Source organism: Mycobacterium sp. TH-M25 (assembly GCF_057473665.1).
Window position 1 is genome coordinate 1 of record NZ_JBYCLA010000158.1, and the last position, 5091, is coordinate 5091.

Annotated in this window: 5 protein-coding genes; 1 reads left to right on the plus strand and 4 read right to left on the minus strand. The window is 65.4% G+C overall.

All coding sequences use genetic code 11. From position 1 onward, the window contains the following. Nucleotides 1-168 precede the first annotated feature (168 nt). Nucleotides 169-1143, minus strand: a complete 975-nt coding sequence (locus AC2VOU_RS05345; protein ID WP_486956426.1) for an SDR family NAD(P)-dependent oxidoreductase — start codon at nucleotides 1141-1143, stop codon at nucleotides 169-171. A 53-nt stretch (nucleotides 1144-1196) separates the two neighbouring features. Between AC2VOU_RS05345 and AC2VOU_RS05350 the strand changes: the two genes are divergently transcribed. Then, nucleotides 1197-2558, plus strand: coding sequence for a TIGR01777 family oxidoreductase (locus AC2VOU_RS05350; RefSeq protein ID WP_486956427.1), 1362 nt, complete (start codon nucleotides 1197-1199; stop codon nucleotides 2556-2558). 81 nt (nucleotides 2559-2639) lie between these two features. Here the strand turns inward: AC2VOU_RS05350 and AC2VOU_RS05355 are convergent, their stop codons facing one another. The 3 genes from AC2VOU_RS05355 to AC2VOU_RS05365 form a co-directional block, all read right to left on the minus strand. Beyond that, nucleotides 2640-3869 (minus strand): PE-PPE domain-containing protein, encoded by a 1230-nt coding sequence (locus AC2VOU_RS05355; RefSeq protein WP_486956428.1) that lies wholly within the window; start codon nucleotides 3867-3869, stop codon nucleotides 2640-2642. A gap of 150 nt (nucleotides 3870-4019) precedes the next feature. Beyond that, a complete protein-coding gene (locus AC2VOU_RS05360; protein WP_486956429.1) occupies nucleotides 4020-4511 on the minus strand; it encodes a TspO/MBR family protein in 492 nt (163 codons plus the stop codon). 14 nt (nucleotides 4512-4525) lie between these two features. Further along, nucleotides 4526-5091: SOUL family heme-binding protein (locus AC2VOU_RS05365; protein ID WP_486956430.1), on the minus strand; the 566-nt coding region annotated here is incomplete at its 5' end.

A 5091-nucleotide genomic window follows, 5' to 3' on the forward strand; every position in this document is an offset into this window, starting at 1 on the left:
CGATCCTGTGCGGACAACACGTAGGCGGCAGTCAGACCGGAGACGCCGCTGCCGATAACCGCAACGGAGCGCGGCATGCCGAACCTCTGCACATGAACTATTCGGAGCCACGCAGGGTATGGGTCGCACCGGGCTGGCCGCGGCCGTCGAGCGGCGGGTGACGTGGCCTCAGGCCACATCAAGGCCGATGGCGTTTGCGCAGTATCGCCACAGTCGCTGACGGTCTTCGTAGCTGTCCCGGGTGAAGGGCAGGTAGTGCTCCGGGCGCGGCCGCCGATCATGCCAGAACCGGCCGGTCGGCGGCGCGGGCGTGGTCGCGGAGAGCCACACGGCGGTATCGGCGCCCTGCGCAGGCGAGCGCAGCAGCGGTCCGGTCAGCATCCGAAAGACCGGCAAAGAATCGGCCACCCCGGGTGTGTCCGCCCACCCGGGGTGCATGCAATACACCGAAATTCCTCGCCCCGCCCAGCGTTCAGCCAGGATCGGGGTGAGCGCCACCTGTATCCTCTTGCTCCGCGCATAAGCAGTGGCGCCGCGGTAGAGCCCGTTGCGGTATTCGGGATCCTCGACCGGCAGGGCTTGTGTGTACATCCCGCCCGAGGACATCAAGACCACCCGTGGGTCGGAGGAGTTGGCCATGCTGGGGGCGAGCAGCTCGGTCAGCAACACCGGACCCAGCACATGAGTGGCCAGCGTCAGCTCGTGCCCGTCGTCGGTCTCGGTGCGTGTGGCCGGCAGCACCCCGGCGTTGTGAACGACAACGTCCAGCGCTGACAGCCGGCTGGCCAGGTCGGCAGCGAATTCGCGCACTGCACCCAGGTTGGCGACGTCGCAGACCTCCACCGTCAGGTCGGCGTCCGGGTGGGCGGCGGCGAGCTCAGCGCGTGCCTGCTCACCGCGTTCGCGACTGCGGACGGTCATCAGCACACGCGCCCCCAGCCCAGCCAGGCCGGCGGCGATCGCCATGCCGATCCCGCTGTTGGCGCCGGTGACCATCGCGCTACGCCCGCGGAGCGACCCCGGCGCGGGGTCACCTGACCAGTCCGATCGCCGCAGCCAGTAGCCGACGCGGCTATAGCCGGGGATGACGGCCCGGTCCAGCAGTATGTCCAGCAGCGACCTGCCGGGGTGACGCGCACTCACGCCAACCACTCTGCCTGATCGCGGGCCGATGGTTTCCCCGGTAGCGTCGAAGGATGGGTTTGCTGTATTCCAGCGTCGTCGACGCCCCGCGTGATGAGATCTTTGCGTGGTACGGCCGGCCGGGAGCGTTCCTGCGACTGTTGCCGCCATGGCAGCCGATACGAGTCGTCTCGGAGGCCTATTCGCTGAAGGATGGCCGTGCCAAGCTCGCGCTGTCAGGCGGGCTTCGCTGGGTCGCTTCGCACCGGACGGACTCCTACGATCCGCCGCGGCGCTTCGTCGACGAGATCAGCAGCGACGGACTGGCGTCGCTGCCGGCGGCGTTGGCGGTCCGGTGGCGGCACACGCACGACTTCGAAGAACTCGCCGACGATAAGACCCGGGTGGTCGACCGGGTCGACTCCCCAATTCCCGGCCGGGTGTTGCGTCCGATGTTCGCCTACCGGCATCGCCAACTGGCCGACGACCTCGCCGCACACCAACGCGCGGTCGAACACGGCCTCGCCCCGGCGACAGTCGCTGTCACCGGCTCTTCCGGACTTGTCGGTTCGGCCCTGGCCGCGTTCCTTTCCACCGGCGGTCATCGGGTCATCCGGCTGGTGCGCCATGCCGTGACCAAACCCGATGAGCGGCAATGGAATCCTCATGACCCCGATCCGGAGCTGCTGGCAGGGGTCGACGCGGTGATTCACCTGGCCGGCACCTCGATCGCGGGTCGCTTCACAGAAAAGCATCGACGCGCGATTCGCAGCAGCCGAATCGGGCCGACCCGTCTGCTGGCCGAACTGGCCTTGCGAACCCCCAACGGGCCGAGCGTGCTGATCTGCGCCTCGGCGGTCGGATACTACGGCTACGACCGTGGCGACCAGCTCTTGACCGAGGACAGCGAGCGCGGGGAGGGGTTTCTCGCCGACGTCGTCGCCGACTGGGAGGACGCGCTCACGCCGGCAGAAAAGGCCGGGATCCGGGTGGTGCGTATCCGCACCGGGATCGTGCAATCTCCACTCGGCGGCACGCTGCGCCTGCTGCGTCCGCTGTTCGCCGCCGGGCTCGGCGGCCGGGTCGGAGGCGGCCAGCAGTGGCTGCCCTGGATCGGGATCGACGACCTTGTCGACATCTACCACCGCGGCCTGTGGGAGACCGGCTTGTCCGGTCCGGTCAACGCCGTTGCTCCCGAGCCGGTCCGCAATGCCGACTACACCCGCACCCTGGCTCACGTTCTGCACCGGCCCACGCTGTTGCCGGTGCCGGCGCTGGGACCCCGCGTGCTGTTGGGCAATCAAGGCTCCCGCGAATTGGCCTGCGCCAGCCAACGTGTGGTGCCCACCCGCCTGCACGGCGCCGATCACCGGTTCCGCCATCCCCACCTCGAGCAGGCCTTGCGTCACCTGCTCGGCCGTACTGCGGCCAGATGAACTCACCACAGCGAGCCGCCACGGTTCTTCGCCTACCGATACGACCTTCGACTACCGCGTGGCCCAGTGAGAGCAACGGGTCTATCCCGCTAAATCCACCAAACCCAGTCCCCCGCTGAACCATGTCGGATCCAAACCGAGTTCGGGCGCAATCGCTGCCACAGCCGCCGGTGTGTTAATTGCTGGGTAGGTGGTGGCGAACTCCGACGCCGGTAGCAGCCCCAGATCAACTAGTGCGTCTTTGACGCCTTGATAGGCGCCGGTGACCAGCTGTTCGATGATGGTGATCAGATTGAAGTCCGGAGGCGGCACGCTCGGGTATTCGGGCAGATGGACACCGAGGCTATCGAGTAAGGGTTTAGCGAGCTGCTGAAGCTCGGCGATCAGGTTGAAGCCGGGAAACAGTTGAGCCGGGGTCGGCACGTCGGCATACCCATTGGGGTTGTAGCCCAGGTTGACGAGGACGGTGAGATCCGGTTGCAACAGGTCGGCCAGCGGCGTTCCGACGAAGGGAATTGCACGCAGCGGTTCCACCAGTGGCAAGTCCTGCGTCGGAATCATGAAGTAGTGGGTGACCCCGTCGTAGCCGGGCGAGGTTGCCAGTGGCACCGCGCTGTGAATCTGTTCAGCGGTCAGATTCACATACTGAGTGTGAACATATTGTGTACCGAGAATGGCGTTCAAATCCGCTAAGAGATCGCCGGTGTACTGGGGGAAGTCGGCGGCGCCGTCATACTGGCCGGTGTAGATATCGGTCGGATAGACCGTGCCCGGTGGCGTCGGACCGTAGAACGGGATACCCAGGACGGGAATGTTCGTGGTGAAGCGCGTGAAGAGGCCGCCATCGGGGTTGTCCAGGTCGCCGATCAGCATGAACGACAGTTCATCGGGGTTCGGCCGTTCGTCCGGAGGTAGCGCGTCAAGTGCGTTCATCTCCAGAGTGGCGATCACCGCGCTTTGCGAGTAGCCGAAGACTAGGGTGTCGGCGTCCGCAGGCCGTCCCAGAATCGCGTTGTTGAGGATCAACTGGCCCTGCGCTACCGACTGATCCAGGGTCAGCCCGCTGATACCCGGAATGTTGACGCCCTCGGGCGTGTACAACCCGAACGGCGTGTAACCCGCGAAAAGCGAGTTGGACTGGATGTAAGCATCGTTGATGGCTGTCACGTAACTGGGCGCAGGTTCCGGGTTCAAGGTGCCGCCCATGATGAACGCGGCGCCATCGGTTGACGGGTCACCCTGGGCGGACGCCGGGTCCATCACCGACATGAACGCCAACAGGCTGGACCCGAGACTCGCCAACAGCGCCATACCGATCCAACGATACCGATCACCTACCACGGTAGCCTCCGAGAATTCTTATCCCACAATGGCTTTCGACGTTATAGTTTTTCACGACAACCCGTCATTTCCGGTTCCTGCTCTCGATGTTGGGATGCTTCGCCTGCGCAGAACGTCGAACTAACTGTGTTTGCGGTTGAGCATGAAGATGTGTCCCGTCAGCACGGTGGCGAAGGCGCACCACAGCGGATACAGGAGCAGCGGCACGGCGCGCGCCCCTTGCACGTCGATCGCACGACGCGCCAAGTCAGCACTGCTGGCCGTCAGAACGCCGCTGAGCACCGTGGCTGAGGCGAAACGGCGCCGGTTGAAGAACACCCACGACCAGCTGGCGTTGAGGGCGAGGTTGACAGCGAGCCTGACTTGGTAGGCCCGCCGGCGACCGTCTTCGCCGGTGTCTCTCAACCGGTCGATCGCGGACGCCGAAACGACGGCGATGTCGGCGTACAGCGCCGGCCAGACCACCGGAAAAACCTGTCTGGGTGGTTGATAGCCCGGCTTCCTGAGTTGCTGATACCAGCGAGCCTGGAGCGCCGGAGCGGTCGCCAGACCGCCGATTGCGGACGTGGCAGCGGTCGCTGCGGCGGTGGCGAGCAATGTAGAACTACGCATGTTGGTCCTCCGGCTCAGGGGTGTGTTTTGACAGGTACGGCGATCTCGTTGCGACGCAACATCGGGAGGGTCCACGGCGGATCGTAGAACCACGCGGAGGGTGTGCCGACAGGCTCAAAACCCGTTTCGTGCAGGGCTCGTATCAGCTCGGCCGTCTGCGACGCGACCGTGCGGCGACTAGTACTGCCCGAAAAGCGACGAACCGCGACAGTCTCAGCCGGGACAGTCACCAACCGTACGGCAGGGTCATTCGGCTCGGGCAATGACTCCATTGTCTTCTCGGCAGGCATGAAGAAGCGGATCACCCATTCACCACCGGCGTTGACTTCTTCTGATGCCAGGGCCGTCGTCGCGATCCGCTCACCGTACTGGCCGCCTGGCTGTTGGGCGACGGGTGCAGTCATGGCGATCTTGGTGTCCGTCCGGTTGCCGCCGAAGATGTAACCGGCAAGGCGCCTGAAACCGGCGCTGCGGGCCGCTTCCTCGTCGGCTAATACGGTTGTCTCCGCGGCGATCCGCTGACCGTAGCGCCGAATCTCCACGTCGCACGTGAGCTGCTCGACGCTGTGTGCAGGCTCTT

Bases quoted from the DNA above. Each gene is read 5' to 3' on its own strand.
- AC2VOU_RS05350 (WP_486956427.1), top strand. From the start codon at position 1,197: ATGGGTTTGCTGTATTCCAGCGTCGTCGACGCCCCGCGTGATGAGATC.
- AC2VOU_RS05360 (WP_486956429.1), bottom strand. From the start codon at position 4,511: ATGCGTAGTTCTACATTGCTCGCCACCGCCGCAGCGACCGCTGCCACG.
- AC2VOU_RS05355 (WP_486956428.1), bottom strand. From the start codon at position 3,869: ATGGCGCTGTTGGCGAGTCTCGGGTCCAGCCTGTTGGCGTTCATGTCG.